20 protein-coding genes are annotated in these 25,365 nt (G+C 54.3%); 9 read left to right on the plus strand and 11 right to left on the minus strand.

Annotated elements, in window-relative coordinates; all coding sequences use genetic code 11:
* Positions 1-82 precede the first annotated feature (82 nt).
* Entirely contained in the window at positions 83-835 is a 753-nt protein-coding gene (locus H144_RS0120245) for a DeoR/GlpR family DNA-binding transcription regulator (RefSeq protein ID WP_019943930.1), read from the plus strand.
* A 17-nt stretch (positions 836-852) separates the two neighbouring features.
* Here the strand turns inward: H144_RS0120245 and H144_RS0120250 are convergent, their stop codons facing one another.
* Positions 853-1,725, minus strand: a complete 873-nt coding sequence (locus H144_RS0120250) for a hypothetical protein (RefSeq protein ID WP_019943931.1) — start codon at positions 1,723-1,725, stop codon at positions 853-855.
* A 405-nt stretch (positions 1,726-2,130) separates the two neighbouring features.
* On the opposite strand from H144_RS0120250, the gene H144_RS0120255 reads away from it, so the two are divergent.
* Positions 2,131-3,171 (plus strand): NAD(P)-dependent alcohol dehydrogenase, encoded by a 1,041-nt coding sequence (locus H144_RS0120255; RefSeq protein ID WP_019943932.1) that lies wholly within the window; start codon positions 2,131-2,133, stop codon positions 3,169-3,171.
* Positions 3,172-3,318: 147 nt separating this feature from the next.
* Here the strand turns inward: H144_RS0120255 and H144_RS0120260 are convergent, their stop codons facing one another.
* From H144_RS0120260 to H144_RS0120280, 5 genes are all read right to left on the minus strand, one after another.
* Entirely contained in the window at positions 3,319-4,269 is a 951-nt protein-coding gene (locus tag H144_RS0120260; protein WP_019943933.1) for an alpha/beta fold hydrolase, read from the minus strand.
* Positions 4,270-4,709: 440 nt separating this feature from the next.
* A complete protein-coding gene (locus tag H144_RS0120265) occupies positions 4,710-5,954 on the minus strand; it encodes a ComEC/Rec2 family competence protein (protein WP_229207953.1) in 1,245 nt (414 codons plus the stop codon).
* A 36-nt stretch (positions 5,955-5,990) separates the two neighbouring features.
* Positions 5,991-6,293, minus strand: a complete 303-nt coding sequence (locus H144_RS0120270) for a hypothetical protein (RefSeq protein WP_019943935.1) — start codon at positions 6,291-6,293, stop codon at positions 5,991-5,993.
* Between the two features lie 104 nt (positions 6,294-6,397).
* Entirely contained in the window at positions 6,398-7,714 is a 1,317-nt protein-coding gene (locus H144_RS0120275) for a sensor histidine kinase (protein ID WP_019943936.1), read from the minus strand.
* 46 nt (positions 7,715-7,760) lie between these two features.
* Positions 7,761-8,141: a response regulator gene (locus H144_RS0120280; protein ID WP_019943937.1), complete on the minus strand. Its 381-nt coding sequence runs from the start codon at positions 8,139-8,141 to the stop codon at positions 7,761-7,763.
* A gap of 133 nt (positions 8,142-8,274) precedes the next feature.
* On the opposite strand from H144_RS0120280, the gene H144_RS0120285 reads away from it, so the two are divergent.
* Positions 8,275-8,505 carry a DUF4287 domain-containing protein gene (locus tag H144_RS0120285; protein WP_019943938.1) on the plus strand — a complete coding sequence of 77 codons (231 nt, stop codon included), beginning with the start codon at positions 8,275-8,277 and terminating at the stop codon, positions 8,503-8,505.
* Positions 8,506-8,596: 91 nt separating this feature from the next.
* On the opposite strand, the gene ypfJ is transcribed toward H144_RS0120285, so the two are convergent.
* Complete coding sequence (gene ypfJ / locus H144_RS0120290) at positions 8,597-9,442, minus strand: KPN_02809 family neutral zinc metallopeptidase (RefSeq protein WP_026350863.1); 846 nt, start codon at positions 9,440-9,442, stop codon at positions 8,597-8,599.
* 305 nt (positions 9,443-9,747) lie between these two features.
* On the opposite strand from ypfJ, the gene H144_RS0120295 reads away from it, so the two are divergent.
* From H144_RS0120295 to H144_RS0120305, 3 genes are all read left to right on the plus strand, one after another.
* Positions 9,748-9,972, plus strand: a complete 225-nt coding sequence (locus tag H144_RS0120295) for a hypothetical protein (RefSeq protein ID WP_019943940.1) — start codon at positions 9,748-9,750, stop codon at positions 9,970-9,972.
* A gap of 151 nt (positions 9,973-10,123) precedes the next feature.
* On the plus strand, positions 10,124-13,348 hold the full coding sequence (locus H144_RS0120300) for a DUF1553 domain-containing protein (protein ID WP_019943941.1): 3,225 nt from the start codon (positions 10,124-10,126) through the stop codon (positions 13,346-13,348).
* A gap of 2 nt (positions 13,349-13,350) precedes the next feature.
* Complete coding sequence (locus H144_RS0120305; protein WP_019943942.1) at positions 13,351-14,868, plus strand: DUF1501 domain-containing protein; 1,518 nt, start codon at positions 13,351-13,353, stop codon at positions 14,866-14,868.
* Between the two features lie 6 nt (positions 14,869-14,874).
* Here the strand turns inward: H144_RS0120305 and H144_RS0120310 are convergent, their stop codons facing one another.
* Complete coding sequence (locus tag H144_RS0120310) at positions 14,875-16,734, minus strand: alpha/beta hydrolase (RefSeq protein ID WP_019943943.1); 1,860 nt, start codon at positions 16,732-16,734, stop codon at positions 14,875-14,877.
* Positions 16,735-16,744: 10 nt separating this feature from the next.
* The gene (locus tag H144_RS0120315; RefSeq protein ID WP_019943944.1) at positions 16,745-18,943 is read right to left on the minus strand and encodes an alpha-amylase family protein; all 2,199 of its coding nucleotides are present in this window, start codon (positions 18,941-18,943) and stop codon (positions 16,745-16,747) included.
* Between the two features lie 136 nt (positions 18,944-19,079).
* Here H144_RS0120315 and H144_RS0120320 point away from each other — a divergent pair, with 136 nt between their 5' ends.
* Positions 19,080-20,081 carry a LacI family DNA-binding transcriptional regulator gene (locus tag H144_RS0120320; protein ID WP_019943945.1) on the plus strand — a complete coding sequence of 334 codons (1,002 nt, stop codon included), beginning with the start codon at positions 19,080-19,082 and terminating at the stop codon, positions 20,079-20,081.
* A 2-nt stretch (positions 20,082-20,083) separates the two neighbouring features.
* Here the strand turns inward: H144_RS0120320 and H144_RS0120325 are convergent, their stop codons facing one another.
* The gene (locus H144_RS0120325; protein ID WP_157504995.1) at positions 20,084-20,797 is read right to left on the minus strand and encodes a hypothetical protein; all 714 of its coding nucleotides are present in this window, start codon (positions 20,795-20,797) and stop codon (positions 20,084-20,086) included.
* Between the two features lie 152 nt (positions 20,798-20,949).
* The gene (locus H144_RS0120335) at positions 20,950-21,969 is read right to left on the minus strand and encodes a S8 family serine peptidase (protein ID WP_019943948.1); all 1,020 of its coding nucleotides are present in this window, start codon (positions 21,967-21,969) and stop codon (positions 20,950-20,952) included.
* Positions 21,970-22,214: 245 nt separating this feature from the next.
* Between H144_RS0120335 and H144_RS0120340 the strand changes: the two genes are divergently transcribed.
* Positions 22,215-23,396, plus strand: coding sequence for an alpha/beta hydrolase (locus H144_RS0120340; protein WP_033403123.1), 1,182 nt, complete (start codon positions 22,215-22,217; stop codon positions 23,394-23,396).
* Positions 23,397-23,469: 73 nt separating this feature from the next.
* Positions 23,470-25,182, plus strand: coding sequence for a GMC oxidoreductase (locus H144_RS0120345; protein WP_019943950.1), 1,713 nt, complete (start codon positions 23,470-23,472; stop codon positions 25,180-25,182).
* The last annotated feature ends 183 nt before the right edge of the window (positions 25,183-25,365 follow it).

A 25,365-nucleotide genomic window follows, 5' to 3' on the forward strand; every position in this document is an offset into this window, starting at 1 on the left:
ACTTTTGGCGAGCATCGAAACCATTCATCGCTAATACTTTTGATCAATATTGATTAATTTTGATCAAAAGTAATCAATTATTATGAATTTCCAGGAACGAAAGAAAAAAATACTGGCCGCGCTGGACAAGGCGGAGAGCCTGAGCGTGTTCGAATTGGCCGAAATACTGGTGGCATCGCCGGCCACGATCCGCCGCGACCTGGGCGATATTGCGGAAGAGGGCTTGCTCCTCCGTACGCACGGGGGCGCGATGAAAATGGAAAACCCGGTCCTGACCGGGTTTCTTGAAAAATCGGGCGTGAATAACCCCGTAAAAGAGCGCATTGCCGAACGTGCGGCTTCCTATGTGCAGGATGGCGACATTATATTCCTGGATTGCGGCAGCACTGTGTTTCAAATGTGCCGCTATCTCAAAAAGAAGAGCATCCGCGTCATTACCAACTCGTTACCAATCTTGTCAGAGCTGGTAGACACGCCCTCGATCCAGATTAACCTCATCGGCGGCGAGTTGAACAAGGCCCGGAAAGCCGTTCATGGCGACAAAGCCGTCCAGCATATTCACGGTTACCACGCGCACAAGGCGTTCATTGGTGTGGACGGCCTTTCTGCCGAGAACGGCCTCACCGCCCATAGTGAACACGAATCGACCATTACGACGGCCTTTATCCGCAATGCCGGCGAAACGATGCTGCTTTGTGACGCATCGAAGATCGGGAAGGACAGTTATGTCAAATTCGCAGAGCTTTCGGCCATCCATACTTTGATTACCGACTCCGCAGCCGAACCTAAGGCGGATGCACTGCGGCAGCAGGGCCTGCGCGTAGAGATAGTGTAGCTACAAAATGTAATCTCTTACTTCTTGCGCCGGAAACTAGGCGGCTGAATGTAGAACTCGACGGTCGCGGCAAGCCCGGAAGTACGTACCGGTACGGCGTCGTGCACCATTTTATTGGACAAATTCTTGCGATAACCGCCAAACAGCTCTACCCCACCGAACTTCCCGAACCGGCGGTTGTAGGAAATCCCCATATCGACGTCGATCCGGCGGCAGACGTCAGGCGTCCCCTCGGCGACACGGTTGAGATAATACGTCCGGGTAACGGCCTCTGCTTTGAAATACAAAAGATCGTTGGGTGAGAGGTTGTGCCGCCAGGCCACTTTCTTGGGCAGCATGATTTCGATCCCCTCTTTTTCGGAGAGATTGTAGTTAAAGAGGAACACCGGCAGGAAAGTCAGCTTATAGCTTTTATTAAAGATAATGCCCGCACCGATTTCTTTTCTGGGCGAAACCCTTTTCAGATAGGAGGCTGAAACGGTATAATTCAGCGGAATTTCCTTCGCCGAAAGCATGGCAAAATTGCCCGTTTTATTGATATGCGAGGTTAAAAGCAGCCAGGAAGTGCTGTCGAGCCGTACGAACGAGTTGACATCGAGCGCGAACGTGCGAAGGTTCCAGCCTTCGAATTTCTTGGCCGGGTTTTCGCCGCTGCTCTTGAATTCGAGCTGTTCGGCCCGGTAATTCGGGCCAATCACCATCCCGAAATTCTTTTTATTCAGCACGGGCAGCCAGGCACGCACGAACATTTCTTCATTCGTAAAAGTCTTGTTGCCGCCGTTGGCAAAGCGGTATACCTTACCCGGTGCGTGGGTAGTCCTGAAAGTGATCCACTTCGAAGGAGCCGAGCCGGTGAGACCGGGTTTTTGGGCACAACAAACCATGGTCATACCCCATAAGGATAAGAAAAGTGCAAACGCCTCCGGCTTCCGAAACTGCATACTTTGCCTGTAAATGGTTGAAATCGTTCTAACCTGCAATAAAATACTCGTTATGAGGGCGTAACGCAATGCGCCGTCCATTAAGTTCCGGACTTGTTTCGAGGAATCAGAACGATGGAGGATTATACGTCGGGCCATTATGGTTAAATAAACGACAGCCCTTCTGTTTTCGGATAGCCCGGCTGGTATTTTTTTCTGTAAATGCCTGCTTGCCGGCACTCACAAAAAAGATAGCCGGAAAATGGCGCGCGGGAAAAGGTAATGTTTGAAAACTATAAACTTTGTTTTGAATCTATTAATATCCGTAGACAATGTGCTGCTAATTTTGCACCCTACATTAAACCCATTTTCGAGATGATACAAGCAAAAGCATACGCTGCCCAAACGCCAGAGACCGACCTCGCTCCCTGGGATTTTGAAAGACGGGACGTCGGACCGCACGATGTTCAAATCGAAATCCAGTACTGCGGCGTCTGCCATTCCGATCTTCACCAGATCAGAGACGAATGGTTTCCAGGCGTTTTCCCGATGGTACCGGGACATGAAATCGTGGGCAAAGTCGTGCAGACGGGCGCACACGTGAAAAAATTCAAAGCCGGCGATCTGGCCGGTGTGGGCTGCATGGTCGATTCCTGCCAGGTTTGCGAAAACTGCCAGGAGGGCCTGGAACAATACTGCCTAGAAGGCAATACCCAAACCTACAACAATCTCGACCGCAGCGGCGTACCGACCTACGGCGGCTATTCCAACACGATCGTCGTGCGGGAAGAGTTTGTCCTGCATGTTTCGGAAAAGCTGTCGCTGGCCGCCACCGCTCCGCTGCTTTGCGCGGGCATTACCACCTACTCGCCCCTGCGCCATTGGAAAGTGGGCAAAGGCCATAAGCTGGCCGTACTCGGCCTGGGTGGTCTCGGCCACATGGCTGTAAAGTTTGGCGTCGCATTCGGCGCCGATGTTACGGTACTGAGCACTTCCGCTTCCAAGGAGCAAGCGGCCAAAGACCTCGGCGCCCACCATTTCGTGGTCACCTCCGACGCCGCACAGGTGGATGCGGTGAAAGGCAGCTTCGACTTCATCCTGGACACCGTTTCGGCCGTGCATGACATGGATTTGTACCTGTCACTCCTCCGCACGAACGGAACGCTCATCAATGTAGGTGTACCAACCGAGCCCTATTCCGTGCGGCCATTCTCCTTGCTCACCGGCCGCCGCAGCATGGCAGGTTCAGGCATCGGAGGCATTGCTGAAACACAGGAAATGCTCGATTTCTGCGCCGAGCACAATATCGTATCCGACATCGAGCTGATCGACATCAAGGACATCACGGCCTCCTACGAGCGCATGCTGAAAGGAGACGTTCGCTACCGGTTTGTGATCGATATGGCTACGCTGTAATGTTAAATGCCCCGGTGCGGGGAACGCGCCGGGGCATTTACTTCCAAAGAACCAACATTTCCTGGTCCAGACCTTCTCTGTGGAATCGATTAAATGCGCCGCCCGGATTGCTTTCCGAACGGCGCATGGTGCAACAATTAACCTGAACTACTCGCTCAAAAAGGCATTCGCTTCCTGCACAAACTCGGTTGCATACTGGCAGAATGCGGCATGCCCCGCGTCCGGGTAGATGACCAGCCGTGCATTCGGGATGCTTTCGGATGCATTCACCGCGTTGCCGACCGGTACCGGCACATCATTCTTTCCCTGCGCGAAAAGTACAGGCTGCTGCACGGCTTTGAGTTCCTGCAATGCATTCGGGTAAGGCTGCGCCCAGGCAAGTACCGCTGTAAGCTGAGCGCCGCCAGCTTGCTGGCTCAATGCCGCGTCACGGTTGGTCTGGCGTTTCTGAATGCGTTCGTAAGATGCTCTACCGGCTTTCAGGCTCGCTTCGGATTTTGTAAATCCGAACGTCAGGAAGGTTTCTTCGGGCGTCAGATTGGCCGTCAATGCGATGATTTTCGGCAGATCGGACAGGCCTGCGCTGCCCTTCGGGCCGGTTCCGGTGAGAATTACCCTGTTCACCAGCCCCGGCTCGGTGAGCAGGACTTGCTGCGTTATGAAGCCGCCCATCGAGAAACCCATCAGGTTTACTTTACTGTAACCCAATGCTTTGATGAACGTAACCGCATCTGCGGCCATTCCGGTGATGGTGGCTGGCGTTTCGCCCGTCGAGCTGCCTACACCCTTGTTATCGAACAGGATCACCTGTTGCTGCGCGGCGAGCCCGTTGGTAATGGCCGGGTCCCAGTCGTCCATGGCGCTGCCGAGCGACGACAGCATTACAAGCGGAATGCCCGGCTTGTCACCCAGTACGCGGTAGGCATATCGCGTGCCGCCTGCTTCTACGAATTGCGTTGGGGCCGTCTGGTGGTAGTCTGCCGCTACCGGTACCGGCTCGTTGCCGGATGCGTCGTGGTCGCAGGAAAATAGTCCGCATGCCAGCAGAAAAGAAAAGCAGAGTGTTTTTAAGGCGGGACCTGTGTGGTTAGTTTTCATCTTTCGTGAATGTTGGATTTGTGAATGATTGACGGTTCAAAACTATCATCACAAATCCGCGGCAGGAATTGAAAACGGGGCGAAATGGACATATTGCCGCCCGGGCCGGACGGCGGGGCTGCCGATCTATACCATTGGTGACATTTTATCACCAGAGCCTTGCATGGAAGCAGGTAGGAGATTAAATTGGCATTGAAGAACACACAGGCTGATCACCTAGGAAACTAATTTGATTCATCGAATAGAATAATCTCTATTTTGATTAACAAATCGATATAAAAGTATTTCGCATTTATAAAGTTTTGCTACCTTGCCGACTAATGAATTTTAGTTCATTAATTATAGAAGGTATTCCATTAAAGCCGGGTGGTTCGCTCCGGCTTTCTTTTTGATCGCTGCACAAAAAGCCTCCGTCCGGGATTGTTTTTGTGCAAACCGCTTTATCGTGCCTGGTAAGGGCCGTGAATGGCTTTTATACGAAGATTTTCATCCTGATCATCCAGGATAATCACGCGATAAGTGTCGCCGCCTTTCCCGACACGCACGACAATGTGGCCCTGATCGCTTTTCAAACGGTTCAGCATTTCGCCGATCACCAGCTTGTTCGCTTCGAGCATTCCTGTGGCAAAAACGTCACGCTCTCCCTGGTAAATGCGTTGCGAATAAATGCGGTCGAGCACATCGTGGCCCGGATGGTCCGACGACCAGACGGGGATCACCAGCACGCGGGGGCGCAGCGCGCCGAGCAGGAAGTCGTTTTGCGAATCGCGATTGCCATGGTGGTCGAGAATCTGCACATCCACCGGCCCTACCGCTTTCGCTACGGGCGTTTCCACATCGTGCCACGCGGGTACGCCGGGTTGTAACACGCCGGGCGTATCGCCGCCGGTGTAATAATCAAACTTACCATAACTGATCCGTGTGGCAATGCTGCACATATTCTCGCTCGGATATTGGTCCGGGCGAAGGTCTTTCAGCTCCGGAAAATGCTTGCGGGTGGCGTTGCCTATTCCGGTCCATATCTCGCCATTGGCTGAGATATTACGGATTTCGAACTGGTTCTTATATTGCTCCGGGTTGTTCAGCAGCACGATCTGGTCATTGCGGCCCGGAACGCTGGTCTCTACACGTAACCCATTATTTTTCACCTGCCATTCCAGGAAGCTGCGGTAGTTCAACATCATGCTGTCGTTCACCGGGCGCGGGTAGGCATATTCCGGCCAGCCACGATCGATGATTTTCTTCACGGGGACAAACTCGGCCACCTCGGTAATGCCTGCCAATACATATTTCCCTTGCCGCGATTTTTTGGAAATCGAGGTAGGTGTGCCCATATGATCGTCGTGGAAATGCGTCACGAGTGCGTAGTTCACCACGGGCGTGGGCGCCACTTTGCGGATATACCGCGCGATCCACTCGCCGGGCTGCCTTTCTGGGCCTGGCATCGCACGGGTATTCCGCGGGCTTTGCGTGCGCGCCTCCGTGGGATCGAGCGCGCCGGCGTCCACGAGCAGCGTAGTGCCGTCGGGCAGGATCAGGAATGTCGCATTGCCCATTCCGGTATTGATATGGTGAATATCCATCGTACCTTCCTGCCATGACGGGAGCGCCTGGCCTACCGCCTGGGCAGCGGCATAGTGCATTTGCAGGCTCGCGCAGATTACCGCGAGGCCTGCTTTTATCATAGTGGTGTATTTCATATGCTGAATGCTAAAAAAGGGTTAGTCCTGAACTTCCAACGCATGCAATTTATCAAATTCCCGGATGGTCTTTCGGATGTGTTTGCGGTGTACGCCGCTGTACTGTATCTGTAATTGGCTCGCTTTGTCGGCGTCGAGGTTTTTCAATTTCCAGTATTTGGGGTGGGCCAATCCGATAGGCGGCTTAAACTCTTCATCCTTAGGGTCTTTTATCAACACATCCACCTGGATGCTTACTTTGGAAAGATCATCGGCCAAAACGCCTTCCACCATTACTTTCACGGCTCTGCCGGTTTCTAAAACAAATATTTTTTCGTGCGTCATCTCACATCCTGTAACTTAATTCGGCGCCAAAGGTAGCGAGCCGAATTAAAACACAAGTGACTTTAACAATATCTTAATTCAGGATGTGGGCTTGAAGAACGGCGTCAGTGCGATGCCGGCTCCTCGAAACTGGATTGATTTTCAGGCAGGATCACGTGGAAAGTAGCCCCCTGGCCTTCCTCCGAAGTGGCGAAAATATGCCCGTGATGATTTTGCAGGATTTTCTTGCACATCGCCAGCCCGATACCCGTCCCTTCGAATTCCTTCTTGCCGTGCAGCCGTTGAAAAATTTCAAAAATCTGGTCCGCATAGAGCTGGTCGAAGCCGATGCCATTATCTGAAACACGCAAGTGGTGGTACGAACACCGGTTATCGAGCATCGGAAATTCCGTCAATGCCGGCCTGTCGAGCAGTTTTACCGAAATCGATATCACAGGATCTGCCTCTTCCCGACTGAATTTCAATGCATTGGAAATGAGATTACCGAAAAGCTGCGCCATTTGCAGCGGAACGGCTTCCAGCACGGGCAGGCCTTCGTAATGCACCCGCGCACGTTTCTCGTCGATGAGTAATTCCAGGTCGTCGACTACATTGTCGATCACCAGGTTAAGGTCGGTGATGCGTACGAGGTCGGTATCGCGGGATAGCTGGGAAAACGTGAGCACGTCCCGGATGAGCAACAGCATACGCGCCGACGCATTTTTGATTTTACCTATATAATGCTGCTGGCGCTCGCTCGTGGTGCCTAATGCCGTTTCAAGCATTTGCGTGAACGTAGCCACCTTGCGGATGGGTTCCTGTAAGTCATGGGAAGCGATGTAGGCAAATTGCGCCAGCTCCGCGTTAGAGCGTTGCAGACTGTGGTTGGCGGTAGCCAGCTCGCGCGTACGCTCGGCCACGATCTCGTCGGTCCGCATTCGGTTCAGCACGGCATCGGTCACTTCGGTGCAGGTCACAAAAACCCCGCTGATATCGCCGTGGTCATCATACACTGGGCTGTAACTGAACGTCCAGTAGATATCCTCGATACGCCCGTTGCGGAAAAACGGCACCAGCTGATCTTCATACCACACGGGCTCGCCGGTAGTCATCACCTGCCGCAGCAGCGGCTCTACGAAATCCCATATTTCACTCCAGACCTCGTTGCCTTTCTTCCCCAGCGCAGGATGCTTGCCGTCGACACCGAGGCTGGGCCGGAACGCATCGTTATAAAAGCAGATCAGGTGCTCGCCCCAGAAAAGGAACATGGGGAAAGCCGAATGCAGTACAATGCCCAGGCTTGTACGCAGGCTTTGCTGCCACTGGTCCGGCGTGCCGATCGGCGAAAGGGACCAGTCGAACGAGCGCGTAAGCGCGCCCATTTCGCCGCCGCCCCGGATAAAATGGAATGTTTCGTCGTTTGTGGGTTTGCGCAAATGCATAGTGGCCAATGAATTGTACAAACCACCATACTATAATCGCGCCAGCCTATTCCAGCACGTCGTTGAGAATCGCCACGAGGTCTTCGAAACGGCCGGGTTTGGTGAAAAAGCGACCTGCGCCCAGCTCCGCCACCTGAGCGATGGTGGCCGAATTGGAAGAGGTAGAGAGGATCACCACGGGGATTTCGCGGAGCTTTACATCCTTTTTGATCTCCGTCAAAAATTGCTGCCCGTTCATCAGGGGCATGTTCAGGTCGAGAAAAATGAGGTCTGTTTCAATTTCTCCCTTCACGATCTTGGTCAAAGCCTTCCGCGCACTGTCCAGCACCGTGCATTGTACGGGCTTTCCGGTACTTTCCAGGGCAGTGAGAAAAATCTCCTGATCGTCTTCGTCATCATCGATAAGGAGAATATTCTGATAGAGCATCAATTACAGAGGGGTATTAAAAGTTTTGTATGCAAATTATACTACAATGCTTCTTAAATCAAGTATTTTTTTGTTGCAAAATTGAATATACCCTATATTTTACGGTCTAAATTCAAAAACAGCCATCACCCCTATGTCATTCCAGGGATACCTCAAAACCATTCTGTCCAAAACCGGTAAAGGGCCCGACGATTTCCGCGCGCTGGCCGAGGAAAAAGGCTTTACCGCTAACGGTCAGCTCAAAGCCGCCACCAAGGCCGGCGATATTGTACAGTGGCTCAAAACCGATTTCGACCTCGGCCAGGGACACGCCATGGCCATTTACGCACTTCTTAAAGGTATCAAGGACGAAAACAGCGATTAGGCACTTCCGCCCGGAGCCGGTCGCCGGCGTCCCCGACTGGGCGTCCCCGACTCGGCGTCCCCGACCGGGCGTCCCCGACCGGAAATCCGGGCTAGCGGATATCCTGGTAGCGGCCCTGGCTCAGATCGCCCGTTTCGTACCCTTTTTTGAACCAGTACATCCGCTGCTGCGACGTCCCATGCGTGAATGCGTCCGGCACCACGTAGCCCTGCGACTCTTTTTGCAGTTTGTCGTCGCCGATGGCATTGGCAGCCGTCAATGCCGCTTCGAGGTCGCCCGGTTCGAGGATCTTGCTCATCTGGTTGGCGTGGTTGGCCCACACACCGGCCAGAAAATCGGCCTGCAATTCGAGCTTTACCGACAGTTTATTGTATTCGGCCTCGCTGAGGTTGCGGCGCTGCTCCTGGACCTGCTGTGAAATGCCCATCAAATTCTGCACATGGTGCCCCACCTCGTGCGCCACCACGTACGCGACGGCAAATTCACCCGGCGCATTGAACCGTTCGCGGAGCTCGTCGCAGAACGTCAGATCGATATAAACCTTGTGATCCGCCGGGCAGTAGAACGGCCCCATCGCTGAGGAAGCCCCGCCGCAGGCACTTTGCGTCGCATTGGAGAACATTTGCAACACCGGCTTCTCGTACTCGCTGCCGTTTTGCTGGTAAATCTGTGACCACACGTCCTCCGTGCTGCCCAGTACTGCCGACACGAAATCGGCCGTCTTGTCGTCCGGGCGTGGGCCTGCGGGCCGGGTTTCGGCCTGTTCGGTTTGAGTACCCTGTATATTGGAGAGAATTTCCTGCGGGTCCTGCCCTGTGAGCAGCCCGATAGCGACCACGATAATCACGCCGATACCCCCGAGGGCCACCTTTCCTCCGCCGGACATTCCACGGCGGTCTTCGACGTTACTACTCCTGCGTAAATCCTGCCAACGCATGTTGTTGATGTATTTAGGTTAAAAATAAATTGCGTACCGGCCGCTTTTCGAAGCCTTTCGTTTCAAATATAGAAATAATGCCAGCCAACGAATACGTGTGAGCGCGATAATTTTCGGAGCCCCGCTGCGTGTACAAATCAGGCCGTGCAAGTCTACATTTTGTAATAATCATCAAGCACTATCTCCATACAATAAGTTTTGAAACCGTTAAATAAGTAATTCCGAAACATTACTCAATAAATTCCTCGCCTAGCATCCATGTAACTAAATTTAGGCAACTGAAGTTAATCTAATTAAATCAGCCTATGCCTTTCACTAAACCTTATTTTACAGGATTCGACTACCAATCCAATGAGGTCTGCAAGTTTCTGCAGACGTACAGCACCTTCACCCTGATGCTGCGAAACGGATCGATCATTCATTACCAGCCGGAGCATGTTACCGATTTCCAGCGCTGGCTCAGTCACCATCAAATCGAGGACATCCGGGTGTCCATCCGAAAAAATCAAGTACCGGCGCAGCAGCAGTAACGCCACTGCTGCTATGTTTCCTACTCAACGTTCTCTCTATTCTTCCGATTTTCAAGTTTAATACCGCCGGGCCCTCGGCTTTCCCGCCTTTTTGCATTATTTTTAATTATTATAAAATTATATTTTCAAGTGGGCGGGCTTTACGGGTGGTATGAAACAAGTTCAAGTTTTCTTTCTGTGGATGTTGCTGGCCGGGCATTTCTTATCCTGTTCCCCCGAATTGCCCGAGGATGTGGAAGTTGCCATGAAGGAGCTGCCCGACAAGCTGGACTACAACCAGCATGTCAAACCCGTGCTATCCGATAAATGCTTTGCCTGCCACGGGCCCGACAAGGCGAAGCAAAAAGGTGGTCTCCGGCTCGACATGGCTGAATCGGCATGGCACAAGGTTTCTAAAAACTCAGGCCGGACGGCGATCGAACCCGGCGATCTGGCCGACAGCGAGTTTTTTCACCGCATCATATCCGCCGACCCGGATTTCGTCATGCCCACGCCTGAGTCGCACCTGAGCCTCTCTGCCCGCGAGAAAGCTATTTTGATCCGTTGGATAGATGAAGGCGCGGAGTACAAGCCGCATTGGGCATTTGTAAAGCCTGAAATGCCGGAAGTGCCCGACACGCGCCACGAAAACCTGGCCGTGAACCCGATCGACCATTTTGTATTTAAAAAACTCGAAGAGGAAAAGCTGCAACCATCCGCTCAGGCCGATAAGGAGCTATTGCTGCGCCGTGTGTCCCTCGACCTCACCGGCCTCCCGCCTACCCTGGCCGAAACAGACGCTTTTTTAAGGGATAATGCACCCAATGCCTACGAAAAACAGGTCGACAGGCTGCTGGCTTCACCGCATTACGGTGAAAAAATGGCCGTTGACTGGCTGGACCTCGCCCGCTTCGCCGACTCGCACGGCTATACCGTCGACAGGCTCCGAGACATGTCGCCCTACCGCGACTGGGTTATCGGCGCGTTCAACAAAAACATGCGTTACGACCAGTTCGTCCACTGGCAGCTCGCCGGCGACCTGATGCCCCACCCGACCAGAGAAATGCGCATTGCCACGGCATTCAACCGCAACCACCAGCAGAATATGGAAGGCGGTATTATCGAAGAAGAATTCCAGACCGAATACGTGGTGGACCGTACCAATACTTTCGGCGACGCGTTCCTGGGCCTATCGGTGGGCTGCGCCAAATGCCACGATCACAAATACGACCCCGTTTCGCAAAAGAACTATTATGAACTGTTCAGCTTCTTCAATAATGTGAAAGAAGCGGGGCAGATATCGTGGGACGACGCCCTACCGACGCCTACCATGCTGCTGCCTACTGCTGCGCAGGAGCAGACACTGCGGTTTATCCAGGCTAAAATTAAAACCGAAGAACAGCAGGTCGCCGCCAGCCAGCGCAATGCGGAGGCCGGTTTCAGGCAGTGGCTCGATGCCGGCGCTTACCGGAACCTGGCCAAAGAAGCACTCCCCAAAGCCGGCTTGCAGGCACATTATACATTCGATAACAGCACATTACGCAACGCGGCCAATGCGAAGGAAGCCGGTGTAATGAAACGGGAATCCGGCCAGCCGGGCGGTGAGCCGGTATTCACGGAACAAGCCGGCCGAAAAGCACTCGCACTGGATGGCGACGTGTTCCTCGACCTGGGCCGGAATGGCGTTTTCCGCAAATCGGAGCCATTCAGCGTAGGGATCTGGGTCAATATCCCCAAAGAACTGAAAGAAGGCGTGATCCTGCACAAGAGCCAGGCCGAGCGGCTGTACAATTTCCGCGGCTATCATTTATACCTCAAAAACGACCGTCTCGAACTGAATATGGCCCACACCGCGCCGTCGGACGCCCTGACGCGCATCAGCAGGCAGCCGATCCCGAAAGACCAGTGGGTACAGCTCACCATGACTTACGACGGCTCTTCCCAAGCGGCTGGTTTCCGGTTGTATGTCAATGGGCGTGAGGCTGAAATGGAGACGACCATGGATCAGCTTACGAAGGATATTCTGTTCAAATCGGCTGTGCAGCCGGGCTTGCAGATCGGCGCCTGGTGGCGGGGATTCGGCTTGAAAAATGCGAAAGTGGACGACATTGTCGTGTACAACCGCGAACTGACGGCGTTTGAAACCGGCATACTCGCCCGGAAATCATCGTGGGCAGCGTTGGGCACGAAAACGGCCGCCCAGCTGACCTCCGCAGAATCTGCCGCATTGAAGAGCTATTACATATCCGCCATCGATGCGCCGACAGCCCAGGCGAGGCATACCCTGCAAATAGCCCGGACGCAGCTCGCCGACTCCACTGCCGATATCCGCGAACTGATGGTAATGCAGGAAATGCCCCGGCCCAAACAGGCACACCTGCTCATCCGCGGCAACTACGACGCGCCCGGTGAAAAGGTATACCCATCGACACCCGCATCGATTTTAGCATTTCCTAAAAATTTGCCCAAAAACCGCTACGGCCTCGCACAATGGCTCACACACGCGGATAACCCGCTCACCGCGCGCGTGGCCGTGAACCGCTACTGGCAGAATTTCTTCGGCACCGGACTGGTGAAAACGACGGAGGATTTCGGTAACCAGGGCGAGCTGCCCACCCACCCGGAGCTGCTCGACTGGCTGGCCGTTACCTTCCGCGAATCGGGCTGGGATGTGAAGAAACTGAATAAATTGATCGTCATGTCGGCCACCTATCGCCAGGATTCGCGCACGAGCCGGGAGGTACGCGAGCGCGACCCGGAGAACCGCCTGTACGCACGCGGGCCGGCAAACCGCATGTCGGCCGAAATGATCCGCGACAATGCACTAACCGCCAGCGGGCTGATCAATCCGAAAATCGGCGGAGGGAGCGTAAAACCTTATCAACCGGAGGGATTATGGTCGATAAACAGCAGCAACTACACGCCCGATTCCGGCAATGCCGTGTACCGGCGGAGCTTGTACGTGATCGTGAAACGCTCGGTCCCTAACCCGACACTCTCGACATTCGACGCCACTTCGCGGAGCTTTTGCGTGGTGCGCCGCCAGAAAACCAATACGCCTTTGCAGGCGCTCGTAACGCTCAACGACCCGACGTTCGTAGAAGCGGTGCGGGTCCTCGGCGAACAAATGACCCGCATTCCCGATCCGCGCCAGTCTGTCACGACCGCCTACCGCAAGCTAACGGGCCGCAAGCCGCCTGTGAAAGAAGTGGAATTGCTCCTTGAATTGCGAAAAGTGGAAGAGGACAAATTTCGTAAAGACCCGAAAAAGACCGCCGGGTGGCTGCATACCGGCCAGCATCGCCCCGACCCGGCGCTTGATCCCGCATTGCTCGCCGCCAACAGCGTGGTGGCCAGCACCATTCTCAATTCCGACGCCAGCATAACCAAACGATAACCATGCAGCACCATCACGACGAAGAATTTCGCCTGCATACGCCCGAGTTCAACGACCTGCACCGGAAGCTCGACCGGCGGCGTTTCCTGACCCAGACCTCGCTCGGGATGGGCGCATTGGCCGTGGGGTCGCTTTTTGGGCTGGATAAATTGTACGGATCGGCATCGCGGCATTCCGGCGCAGCTCCTGCCGGGGACCTGGAAGCGGAGATATTGAAAGCATTGCCGCACATTGCCCCGAAAGCCAAGCGTGTCGTGTACCTCTTCATGGCCGGCGGGCCGTCGCAGTTCGAGACATTCGATTACAAGCCCAAGCTGGTGAATATGGCCGGCCAGAACCTGCCCGACTCGGTGCGGAAAGGCCAGCGGCTCACGGGTATGAGCGCTAGCCAGAGTGTGCTGCCGATGGCGCCATCGATCTACGGGTTCAACCAGCATGGCAAGACCAAAACCTGGGTAAGCGAGCTCCTGCCGTACACGGCCAAAGTGGTGGACGACCTTTGCATTGTCAAATCCATTTACTCCGAGGCCATTAACCACGATCCCGCCATTACCTTTTTCCAGACGGGTAACCAGCTTCCCGGCAGGCCGTCCATCGGTTCCTGGGTGAGCTACGGGCTTGGTTCGGACAATAATAACCTGCCGACGTTCATTGTACTGGTTTCCAAAAATGCCCCGAAAGACCAGCCGCTTTACGCGCGTTTGTGGGGAAATGGCTTCCTCGAATCGCGGCACCAGGGCGTACAGTTCCGCTCGGGCAAGGACCCTGTACTGTTCCTGAACAATCCGGAAGGTTACGACGGCCACGACCGCAAGGAAATGCTCGATTACCTGTCGAAACTCAACCAGCTCCAGAACGACGCATATAGCGACCCGGAAATCAATAACCGCATTGCACAGTACGAAATGGCTTTCCGGATGCAGACCTCCGTGCCCGACGTGATGGACACCTCCGCCGAGCCCGACGACGTGTTCGAGCTTTACGGCCCTGAAAGTCGCGACCCGGGCACGTACGCCGCCAACTGCCTGCTGGCAAGGAAACTACTGGAAAAGGACGTCAAATTCGTGCAGCTTTACCACCAGGGCTGGGACCAGCATGGCGGCCTGCCCAAAGCCATTGCCCAGCAATGCAAAGCCACCGATCAGGCTACCGGCGCACTTATCATGGACCTCAAACGCCGCGGCCTGCTCGACGACACGCTCGTGATATGGGGCGGCGAATTCGGGCGGACGGTGTATTCGCAGGGGAAACTTTCCGCCACAGACTACGGCCGGGACCATCACCCACGCTGCTTCACGATGTGGATGGCCGGCGCGGGCGTTAAATCGGGTTTCAGCTATGGCGAAACGGACGATTTTAGCTATAATATTATCAAAGACCCGGTACACGTGCACGATTTCCATGCGACGCTCCTGCATTTGATGGGCGTCGACCACGAGCGGCTTACCTACAAATTCCAGGGCAGGCGCTTCCGGCTGACGGACGTTCACGGTAACCTTGTGAAGGATATCCTGGCCTGATCGCCCCTATTTCCCTACTTTCAGCCTTACCCGGCCCCAGGTTACTTTGCGTTCGATGGGGTTGAAAGTCTTGGTTTCGTAGCTCGCGAGGCATTCAATTTCTGTTGCATCAAGAGAGATGCGGATAATGGATTGCTGCGTAAACCCATCCGGCCAGCGTGCAGGGATCATTTCGTCGGTAAATTGTTCTTTCGACGCGTCGATGCCCGTATTGCTGATATTGATTTTCAACCGCTTATCGCCTTCATATAACACGATATCCTCGCCGGCATCGGGTTTCCCGTCAGCATTACCTTTGCCCAAAGCCACCTGCCGGACCAGTTTGCCATCGTCGATGTTCAGATTGGTAAATTCGGGCACGTCGAAATCGACCGGTACGTTGATGACCGTGCTGCGCACCGCATTGCCGTCATGCACGGCTATTTTCAGGCGCACATCCGCCGGTTCGGCATGCAGCGGCGGCTTTTGATTACAAATTATTTCAAAATCAGGCCCTTGCGCGATACGTCCGCCCGCACGGATGGTTTTCACCGAATCCCGCACCACAGCATCCTTGTCCAGCGACGTTACGACGATCCTCACCGCTCCCGCAGCCTCATTGCCACGGTTAAACAACCTCATTTTAAATACATTACCGTTATTTTTCAACCATTGTTTCCCATTAATCCGATAATCCAGAAAACCCCAGCCCCCATGGCCGCCCGGCTTATAAATCCCCGTTTCATTTCCCTCCGCATCAAATTCCAGCGCAATACTGCCGGAAGCATCCGCCCGGACGTCGGAAACCATCACCTGTTGACTTTTAAATGAATAATTGACCCGTTTGTAAATTGCATTCGGCTGGTAAACCGGCGCGGTTTTTACCTGGATAGTTCCCATCGGCAATGCCGGGCCGTGCGGCAGCCATTTTTGGGTATACACACCAAAACCCTCCGGCGTCACGTCTTTCAGATAAATAAAACCGGGCTGATTTTTATCACTTTTCACCTCGTATCCCCAAAGACCGAAGTCGCCATACAAGTCATAATGCGACCATTTTGCAGGCACCGGATGTTTTTTCCCGAACTCTCGGGCCACAAAGGCCATCGCTTTTTCGAACCGCCTCGTCTGGCCGGGATCGTCCACCATATGCCCGCCGGGAAATTCCTCCATTTCAATGGGCTTCCCCTCCCAAGCGGCGCCCGCCTTCACCTCCTGGTTCAGAAAGTACAGAATGTCTGTCGGGCTCGTGTGAATCCGCATTTTCACATCCTGCAAATTCCCGAACGTGTAGCGCACCGGGTATAACGTATGATTTTCGCTCGTCCCCACGAAAAACTCCGGGCTACCCATGATACTCACACCCGCGCAAACCATATCCGGGTATTTGCCCGACAAAAACAGCGACATAAACCCGCCCATACTGAACCCGATTATGCCCCGGTTGTCGCGATCGGCTAACGTCCTGTAAAACTGATCGATGTGACGCACGAGTTCGGGAAAATAGTCCTTCATCTGCACCTGAAATTTCACGTCTTCATGATTGCCGACATTGTACGGGCGCGGCTCCTTTTCTTCGATATTCCCGTCCCACATCACCATAATGACCTGGTACTGGTCCACCAGCTTTTGGAGCATGGCGTATTCCAGCTTCGCATTATCGTCCATGAAATGCCGCCCGCCCCAGCCATGAAAAAAGTAGATCACCGGGTACCGCTTCCCTGATGTCGCATAGTTTTCAGGCAAATACAGCCGGAAATACTTTTGGTGCCCGAAAATCCGGCTGTCGTGCGTCAGGTCCTGGTAAGGTGCTTGTGCATGCACGCACGTCATGTATGCGAAGCAAATGAGGATTTTGAAAAATCGTGTCAGGTTTGGTGCGTTCATGGGTGAGGTATTATTGTTTAACCAAAAAACCGGCAGTATTCCTGAATTCTTCTTCGCTGACGGCGATTGAGAGCCTCCCGTCACGCCATTCCCAGCGGTCGGCAGGTGCCTCGCCGGCGATCCCGCGCCGCAGGATTTGTTTGGGTTTATTTTGAATGGGAAAACTGATTTGTCCCGCCGCGAACGGGATCACCGCCACGGCATTGGGATTCGAAATGGAGGCGTTATCCTGGGAAATCAATGCCCATTTGCCCGTCCAGGTGATGTTTTCGATGGTTTGACCGGCATACTCCGGCTCCCGGAGCACCAATGCGGTGAGGGCACCCTCTTCGGTTCTCCCCCAGCATCTGAGCTGCGGCGGGCCCTGCATATTGCCGGTATGGCTGTTATACCAGCGTGGTTCCCATTTGGCCGTGCGGCGGTGCCAGAGGTTCACGGCAAGCCTCCGGTTGAGCCATTGCGGCGGTACCCGCTCCTGAGCGCTGATTTCGCTTGGCAGCACGGCACCCGGCGAGCCCAGGATCACCGAATTGAGCAAAATACCGTCGTCCAGCGCCCAGTCGTAGCACGACGACCCGCTGATCGCCACACCGTAACCTGCCAGCAGCGACGCCCACACGCTCCATTCCTGGTGCCCGCGGTGCAGGTCGAACCACAGATCGCCCTGATCGTCGAGCGAAACGAGGTCGGTGAGCGGTACCCACAGTGGACTGATGCCGTAGCCCATGATCACTACGTCGGGATCGACGCTTTTGGCCGCTTTTACAATATGCTGCATCAATGCGAACGTGTGCCGCTCGCCGCGCCATGCGGGGTCGCGCGGCGAACCCATGTCGGGGCTGGGCAGCCCGTACCCGAAATCCAGCTTAATCACCTGCGGCCGGATGTCTTTCATTATGCGTACCGTCCGGTCCCAGAGGAACTTACGAGTGCGCTCCGAGCTGAAATCCATGCAGTAATAGGCGTCGCCCTGCGGGTCGAAGTTCCAGTTGGCCATGCACGGCTTGCCGTTTTTATCGAGTATCAAATCCCTCTTTCCCAAACCGCACACGGCCGTATCCTTGATCCACCCGATCGTTTCCCAAACGCCCACCTCGACGCCCTTTTCGCGTATATAGGAAATGTCATTGTAAAAATCGGGGAAACGCTTCAAATCGGGTACGCCGGAGCCCTGCGACGATTCCCAGGGATCGTCGAGCACCATTACTTCGTTGTGCATTTGCTCCATGAAATCGGCAATGGGGCGGATCGGGTACTTTTTCAAACGCCACATGCCCCAGGTATTCCAGATCGACACCGTTTGCCTTCGCAATGCCCCGCCGGAAGCATTTTTTGCTACCTCGGGAAACGACGCATAATATTGTGCAAAGCTCCCACGCGCCGTCGTATCAATCGAAAACCGGGCCAAATCCTTCCAGAGGCGCGTCTTACCGTTCGGCGCGCGCCACAAATCCTCGCGGTACAAAAACTGTAAACATCCCCGCGTCGACTGGATTTTGAGCGACATGGCTCCCTCCGGGACGCTGCCCGCACCGACGGTCAGCCAGCCGTCGTCCGAGCCCATTCCCGCGAACAGGACGGGCCGGGGAAACGCCGCCCCGTAAGGCGTGCCCATCGACGGCCCGAAATTGCCCAGCGCAATGGTGGTATGCCCGAAATCCCAGCTTCGGAAGTAGCTCTGCACCGTCCCCGCCTTGGCGCCCGGCACACAGTAACCGAATGATTGCCAGTCGGGCAAGAACGGCCGGTCCCAGGTCGGCTGTACGTTCGCGCCGTTGACGACCATCGAAGCGCCGAGGTACATCTCAATGATTTTGGGGATAAATGCGGCCCATTCGGCCGTGAGCTCGCTAAACCGCCAGCCGGTAGCGGTATTTTCTACACGGAGCCGCCCCTTCCCCAGCCCCGGCCATTGCAGCTGGACGGTCAGCTTTTCACCGTCAGCCGCAGCGGATTGCACCACCGCTTTGGAATACTTTTTCTGCTTTTTCGCATTCTCATACCAAAACGACGGCAGCAGGCTCCCCTGCCACATTACCGAGCCTTTCGTACGATGGGATAATGCGGCCTTGTCTGTTGCCAGGTCCCATTTCAGCACGAGGTCGCCCCGGGTGTGCGTCCAGGCGGGAAAGGTACCGGTCGCCCGGGCATCTTTTGAAATACCATTTAATACAAATAGCAAAAGGAATGTCTGGCAAATGCGGGTCATAAAAGGGAAAATGGTCGGCGGTTACTTTTTTTGTGTCAGGAAAACACTATCTTTCGGCAAGGAAGAAATTTCCGCAAGTGCCTGCAAACAAAAGACTTAAATAATTTTCGCAAACCTTTCCGCAAACCTTTGCAGTATGGAGGACATCACACTGAAAACCATCGCCACGAAACTGGGCATTTCCATTTCCACTGTTTCGCGGGCATTGAAAAACCACCCGGACATCAAGGAAACGACCCGGCAGGCCGTGTATGAGCTCGCCGAGCAGCTCGACTACGAGCCCAATCAGCTCGCATTCCAGCTGCTCAACCGGCGGAGCAATACCATCGGCGTGGTGGTGCCGAAAATCAGTTATGCCCTGTACCTGCAAGCCATTCCCGGCATGGCGGAAGTGGCCGAGCGGCACGGCTATCAGCTGCTGATCTGCCAGACGGACGACAATTACGAAAAGGAAGTGCGCCAGATCCAGGGCTTGCTGAGCTCGCGTACGTCCGGCGTGGTGCTGTCCATGTCCGCCAACACGACCAACTACGACCATTTGCTGAAAATCCAGCGCAAGAATGTGCCGCTGGTACTTTTTAACCGTGATTGTGAAGAGATTACATGCTCCAAAGTCCTGATCGACAACCACCAGGCCGCCTACGAAGCCACCGCCGTTCTTTTGGGCCAGGGCCGGAAGAAGATCGCGTTCTTCCGCGGGCCGCAGCATCTGCAAATCAGCCAAAAACGCTTCGAAGGCTACTCCCAGGCCCTGGCCGACCACGGTATCGTGCCGGACCCGGGCATTATTAAAGTTGCCGAACAGGAAAAGGACTCAATGATCACCGCCATCAACGAGCTGTTCGACTCCGGCGCGGATTTCGACGCGATCCTCGCATACAGCGACCAGATCGCGCAATGGGCGCTGGTACTCGCCCGGCAGCGCGGCATTCGCATCCCGCAGGACCTGGCCATCATCGGCTTTTACAACGAACCCACCAACGAACTCCTCGACCCACCCCTGAGCTCTGTTTCCCAGCCCGCCTACGAAATGGGCGTCAAAGCAATGGAACTCGTTTTCAAGGAACTCAACAGCGCCCGCTTCGCATTCGAGCGGGTGGTACTGGAAAGTTCGCTGGTTTTGCGGGGGTCGAGTTAGAGTTATTTGAATTTAAATAGGGTGAACGAGGTTTTGACGAAGAGGCCTCTGCCGAAAAAGCCGGTTTTAATCGGATAAAACACGCTATCGTACGTTCCCGGGTTGCGCACCATCGTTCGGGAGAGATTGGTCATGCCGCCGACATCAAGCGAAAGCCTCTTCCATTTCATGCCCAAAGAGAATATACCGCCGGGAGCGAAACGCTTATATCCATAGGAATCCCAGTGCATTTTATGGAAAACCTGACTTTCAGAAAGTATGTATCCCGTTTGCCGGACACCAATTAGCCAATCTAAACTGACGCTCCCTTCAAAAAAAAACAGCACCTTCGAAATTGGATTGACATAATACCTTATTCCGGCATCGACTGCTCCGCGATAGACTTTTTCATCATTATCCGGGCTATCGGAAATGCTGTTGCATGCGCAAAACATGTTGTCTGGAACACCCTCTTCCGTATATCGCAGTTCCGCCAAAGCTGCAAAATGGGGCGAAAGATGTTTTTCAGCGCGCATTCCTACGGACCATAAGTAGTCCGATTTGAAATTCGTTTCCCATCCCGGAGCCAGTCGAGGCTGGTCGAAGTACTTTTTGTTGTAATAATTCCGGCCCGTAAGTGCGGATATGGCTAGCTCCCATTGCTCGACATTTTGCGCATGGCCTGATTGCCGAACCAACATAGTACAGGCAAAAAGAATGGTAATCAATGCTTTCATTTCCATCGGAATTGAATTATTCAAGAATGAATTTCAGTTTTCCCACAACTTCCTTCGACTGGTCTGGTCGCCAGACATGCAGGTAATATGTCCCGCGCGGCAAACCGGAAACATCCAAATCCAGCTTATTTCCTTCTCTCAATCCTTGAACATCATTCACGTCCCTGATAACAACCAAATGAATCGGCTTGGCTGACTTCTCGTGATATAGCTCTACCCTGGCCGGCATAACGGCAAGCGTCGCCGGATTCTCGAATTCCAGCGTGATCTTGTCTGAAAACAAAATCCTCCGCGTAATTACCGCATGCGTTAGTACCAGTGAGTTTTACCTGCCGAAAACCGTCTGTCGAGTTCGAGTAAATATACATCTGAGTAGTTGGGTTGTTGGGTGTGTACAGATCGATTGTCATATTACCCGATCCTGCATAATTGCTGTAATTAAATGTCGTTCCGGGACTACTGGATGACGCTGCAAGATTGTAACTGCCTCCTGCTGTCACCGAAGTTGTGCCCAAAACGACCCCGTCGACAGTTTTCGTCAAGTTTGGCTTCCCCACCCAAATGGTTCTTTTGACCGGAATAGCCGCGCAGGCATTTGGAACCGTAAGCGTTGCGGTTATGGTGCCGGCTCCGCTGTATCCGTTTTGTCGGGTAGCAAGGTTACCATTCATGGAAAGACCTGCCGACGCGGACCAGACGGCCGAAGACCCCGCGCAGAACGTCCCATGCATTTCCTCACCAGCTACATGGCCGCCATTGGTCCCGCTGTTAGTCGCATCGAAACCTGGTAACAAATTCCCGACCAGATCGGGATGATTCAGCTGCACGCCGTCGTCGATAATGGCGATTTTGATACTTGCGCAACCGGTGGTCATGTCCCAGGCTGCCGGGAGGTTCATTTTGGCCAGGCCCCAGTTTGCTGCATATAATGGGTCGTTTGGCGTACCGGCGGTTGCTACGAATCGGAGGCAGTTCGGCTGGGTGTATTCGAAAAACCCCGTTTTGTTAAGGGTTTCACAAACCGCCAACGGGTCTGTCAATACGCCGGGCCCGGTCAGGTAGATATTCGGATCAAGCTCGGTTTGCGCAGGACGGGGTTCCAGACCATAGGCGCGGAAAACAGCGGCGAGAGCGGCTTCCGAAGCACTTGTTTTGGGTTTTGCAATAATCAAATCTGTAAAACCGGCGGATTCTTCGCCTTCCTCGACTGACGATTACCAGTTTTTTCATACGTGCATTATTTATAGGATGAACCCGGGCCGTTTGGCCTTTGCACTTACTAAGTCACCGGTTAGTCCGGATCACCTCAATAAACTGTCCGAACTACCAGTATGAATAAACTAACGGTAAATTCGTTGCCTTTCCGGTAGAGTATCCCACCCATTTCCTCGTCTTTGTTCTCGAAATGCATATCCTGATGAAACCCTTGAAACATTCCCTTTTCACTTCCGCCCTGCTGGCGTTTCCCCTGCTATCCCCCGCCCAGCAGGCTAACGTCAACCTCGACTGGGCACCGCAGAAGAACACCCGGCAGCTGGTACCGTACGGCGGCAATGTCATTTCGCCGGAAGTGAAAGACGACCACACGATCACCTTTCGCGTGAAGGCGCCGGCCGCCCAGCAGGTGGAACTCACGGGCGGGCCTATTTTGCTGGCATTGAAAAGCAAAGGCAATATCGCATTTATCAAAGATGCGGAAGGGCTGTGGACGTTGACGGTCGGGCCGGTGAAGCCGAATATTTACGTGTACCGCCTGCTGATCGACGGCGTGGCGGTGGCCGACCCGAACAACACGCTCACGGGCGTTTCGAACCAGCCGGGGTATAGCAATGTGGTGGTGCACGACAGCCAACCAGCCTACTATGATGCAAAGAATGTCCCTCACGGCAGCATTACCCGCCATATTTACCATTCCGATGTGCTGAACGGCGAGCGGGAAATGCTCGTTTACACCCCGCCGGGCTACGATTCTAAAAAGAAATATCCGGTGCTGTACCTGCTCGGAGGGAGCGGCGAGCTGGCTGCCGGTTGGACGGTCGACGGGCGCGCCAATTTCATTGCCGATAACCTGCTGGCCGAGGGTAAAATGGCACCGATGATCATCGCCATGCCCAACAACCAGGTGATCCACCGCAACGACCCCGACCATTTGCAGAAAACGTACAAACTATTCGAAGAAGAACTCCGCAAGCAGATCGTGCCCTTCGTGGATGCGCATTACAGCACCGTAAAAGACCGTAAAGGCCGCGCTATTTCGGGGCTGTCGATGGGTGGCAGGCATACCGAAGCCGTAGGTTTCAACGCGATCGATTTGTTCAGTTCGTTCGGGATAATGAGCGCGGGCGACCTGGAACCGGAGAAGCTGAACCCCGCATTTTTCAACGATCCCAAAATCAAGGATAAAGTCGATTACCTGCTGGTAGGCCTCGGCGGCAACGAAGCCCAGGAAGCCATCGGCAAAAGATCAGCCGCCATACATGCCGCGCTGGAAAAAATCGGCGTCAAACACGATTACTTTATCGGCGGCGAAGGCGCCCACGACTGGGGCACCTGGCGGTTGCTGCTGCACGATTCGTTACTTCCGAAGCTTTTTAAATGATGGGATAGCCGGGTATTGTCATTCCTGACCAGACCTGACCAATCCTGACTATTAACCGATTACTGTAACATTCATGACCTACTTCAATATTGACGCCGAAAAGGCACAGACATTCGATGCGATCGTCGTGGGGACGGGCATCAGCGGGGGCTGGGCGGCAAAGGAGCTGACCGAAAAAGGCCTCAAAACACTCGTGCTCGAACGCGGGCGCGACGTGAAGCATATTGTCGATTACCCCACGACCAACATGATGCCGTGGGAATTCGAACACCGCGGACTGCCGCCGCTGGCCGTGCGCGAGGCGAGCCCGATGGCCAGCAAGCACTACATTTTCAGGGAAGATGCGATGCATTTCGTCGTGAAAGATTACGAGCATCCTTATGTGCAGGACCAGCCATTCAGCTGGATGCGCGGCTACCAGGTGGGCGGGCGCTCGCTGTTATGGGCGCGGCAAACGCAACGGTGGTCGGATTACGATTTCGAAGGCCCGGCGCGCGACGGTTTCGCTACCGACTGGCCCATTCGGTACAAGGACATTGCGCCCTGGTACAGCTACGTGGAGAAGTTTGCGGGCATTTCGGGAAATAAGGACGGCCTGCCGCAGCTGCCCGACGGCGAGTTTCTGCCTCCACACGAAATGAGCTGCGTTGAAAAGCATTTCAGCGACCAGACAGCCAAAAACTACAAAGGCACTCGACCGGTCATCATCGGCCGGGCAGCGCACATTACCGATCCGCAGCCGATCCACACCCAGCAGGGCCGCGCCAAATGCCAGCACCGCAATATGTGCCAGCGCGGCTGTCCTTTCGGTGGGTATTTCAGTACCAACGCGGCCACATTGCCCTGGGCCGAAAAGACGGGAAACCTCACTTTACGGCCGCATTCGGTGGTGCATTCAGTGATTTATGACGAAAAGAAAAAGCGGGCCACGGGCGTGCGCGTCGTGGATGCGCTCACGAAGCAGATGACGGAATATTATGCCAAAATCATATTCATCAATGCTTCAGCAATCAATTCTAACCTGATTTTGCTCAATTCTAAGTCCAGCCGCTTCCCGAACGGCCTGGGCAACGACAGCGGCGTGCTCGGCAAATTCATCGGCTTCCACAACTACCGCGGCCGGGTAAGCGCCGATTTCGACGGCTTCCACGACCGTACCACCGACGGCCGACGGCCCAATGGCGCCTACATTCCACGTTTCCGTAATGTTTTCAAGCAGGAAACCGATTTCCTGCGCGGTTATGCCACTTCGTTCACCGCTTCCAAGGCCGGCAATGCGAACGATGGCCTCGGCGAATCGCTGAAAGCGGGCCTTTTCGCGCCCGACGAAAGCGGCTGGTCGCTCGGCGCGCAGATGATGGGGGAAGTGCTGACCAAAGAAACCAACTTCATATCGCTCCACGAAAGCCTGAAAGACGACTGGGGCATTCCGCAGCTGCGCATGAACGTGTCGTTCGACGACAACGACATGAAAATGGTGAAGGATTTTTACACCGAACTCAGCGAAATGCTCGACCGGGCCGGTTTCAAAAACATCAAAACCGGCGACACTCAACGCAATCCCGGCAGCGAAAACCACGAAATGGGCGGTGCAAGAATGGGCAAAGACGCCAAAACCTCCATCCTCAACAAATGGAACCAAATGCACCACGTTCCCAACGTGTTCGTCACCGATGGCGCATGCATGACCTCGACAGCCACCCAAAACCCGTCGCTCACCTACATGGCACTGACCGCCCGGGCGGTGGATTATGCGGTTGGGGAGGTGCGTAAGGGGAACATTTAAGTTGAATTTTTAAAAGCCAGCGTAACGTAATACATCCCCCCAACCGACGGGCGGCCGAGGAATGAGACGTAGTACTTGTTAAGCAAATTGCTGGCTCCGACTTTGATCTGGCTTTTTAACATCGGTACGCGGTAGGTTAATTGGGCGTCGAGGCTGCTGTATGACGGGACGCTGCCAAATGTG

Source organism: Dyadobacter beijingensis DSM 21582 (assembly GCF_000382205.1).
In the GTDB taxonomy this organism is placed as follows: domain Bacteria; phylum Bacteroidota; class Bacteroidia; order Cytophagales; family Spirosomataceae; genus Dyadobacter; species Dyadobacter beijingensis.

What these genes read in the sequence shown, in the direction of transcription:
- H144_RS0120295 (WP_019943940.1), top strand. Translation starts at nt 9,748, where the DNA reads ATGCCTTTCACTAAACCTTATTTTACAGGATTCGACTACCAATCCAAT.
- H144_RS0120265 (WP_229207953.1), bottom strand. Translation starts at nt 5,954, where the DNA reads ATGATAAAAGCAGGCCTCGCGGTAATCTGCGCGAGCCTGCAAATGCAC.
- H144_RS0120320 (WP_019943945.1), top strand. Translation starts at nt 19,080, where the DNA reads ATGGAGGACATCACACTGAAAACCATCGCCACGAAACTGGGCATTTCC.
- H144_RS0120315 (WP_019943944.1), bottom strand. Translation starts at nt 18,943, where the DNA reads ATGACCCGCATTTGCCAGACATTCCTTTTGCTATTTGTATTAAATGGT.
- H144_RS0120255 (WP_019943932.1), top strand. Translation starts at nt 2,131, where the DNA reads ATGATACAAGCAAAAGCATACGCTGCCCAAACGCCAGAGACCGACCTC.
- H144_RS0120310 (WP_019943943.1), bottom strand. Translation starts at nt 16,734, where the DNA reads ATGAACGCACCAAACCTGACACGATTTTTCAAAATCCTCATTTGCTTC.
- H144_RS0120275 (WP_019943936.1), bottom strand. Translation starts at nt 7,714, where the DNA reads ATGCATTTGCGCAAACCCACAAACGACGAAACATTCCATTTTATCCGG.
- H144_RS0120300 (WP_019943941.1), top strand. Translation starts at nt 10,124, where the DNA reads ATGAAACAAGTTCAAGTTTTCTTTCTGTGGATGTTGCTGGCCGGGCAT.
- H144_RS0120325 (WP_157504995.1), bottom strand. Translation starts at nt 20,797, where the DNA reads ATGAAAGCATTGATTACCATTCTTTTTGCCTGTACTATGTTGGTTCGG.
- H144_RS0120340 (WP_033403123.1), top strand. Translation starts at nt 22,215, where the DNA reads ATGAAACCCTTGAAACATTCCCTTTTCACTTCCGCCCTGCTGGCGTTT.
- ypfJ (WP_026350863.1), bottom strand. Translation starts at nt 9,442, where the DNA reads ATGCGTTGGCAGGATTTACGCAGGAGTAGTAACGTCGAAGACCGCCGT.
- H144_RS0120260 (WP_019943933.1), bottom strand. Translation starts at nt 4,269, where the DNA reads ATGAAAACTAACCACACAGGTCCCGCCTTAAAAACACTCTGCTTTTCT.
- H144_RS0120280 (WP_019943937.1), bottom strand. Translation starts at nt 8,141, where the DNA reads ATGCTCTATCAGAATATTCTCCTTATCGATGATGACGAAGACGATCAG.
- H144_RS0120345 (WP_019943950.1), top strand. Translation starts at nt 23,470, where the DNA reads ATGACCTACTTCAATATTGACGCCGAAAAGGCACAGACATTCGATGCG.
- H144_RS0120270 (WP_019943935.1), bottom strand. Translation starts at nt 6,293, where the DNA reads ATGACGCACGAAAAAATATTTGTTTTAGAAACCGGCAGAGCCGTGAAA.
- H144_RS0120285 (WP_019943938.1), top strand. Translation starts at nt 8,275, where the DNA reads ATGTCATTCCAGGGATACCTCAAAACCATTCTGTCCAAAACCGGTAAA.
- H144_RS0120245 (WP_019943930.1), top strand. Translation starts at nt 83, where the DNA reads ATGAATTTCCAGGAACGAAAGAAAAAAATACTGGCCGCGCTGGACAAG.
- H144_RS0120305 (WP_019943942.1), top strand. Translation starts at nt 13,351, where the DNA reads ATGCAGCACCATCACGACGAAGAATTTCGCCTGCATACGCCCGAGTTC.
- H144_RS0120250 (WP_019943931.1), bottom strand. Translation starts at nt 1,725, where the DNA reads ATGACCATGGTTTGTTGTGCCCAAAAACCCGGTCTCACCGGCTCGGCT.